Annotated in this window: 1 rRNA gene (running past one end of the window); it reads left to right on the top strand. The window is 48.1% G+C overall.

From position 1 onward, the window contains the following. Nucleotides 1–97: ribosomal RNA gene (locus V4U88_RS26875) — 23S ribosomal RNA — on the top strand; it begins 2,842 nt to the left of the window's first position. Nucleotides 98–239: the final 142 nt, after the last annotated feature.

Here is a 239-nt window from a genome sequence, read left to right on the forward strand (position 1 = left end):
GTAAGACCCCTTGAAGACGACGAGGTTGATAGGCCTGGGGTGGAAGTGCAGCAATGCATGGAGCTGACAGGTACTAATCGGTCGAGGGCTTATCCAAAAAATCACCCCACAAAGTGAAGAACAGCTTCGATGCTGATTCCGAGTACTTTGCGGGGACCCCGAAAAACAAATAGGGGCTAAAACGCAAATACGTTTCGTATCCAGTTTTCAGGTGATCAAACATCTGAACACGTTTGGTG

Origin of the sequence: Paenibacillus sp. A14 (assembly GCF_036864815.1) — a bacterium.
Lineage (GTDB): Bacteria > Bacillota > Bacilli > Paenibacillales > Paenibacillaceae > Fontibacillus > Fontibacillus sanfengchensis.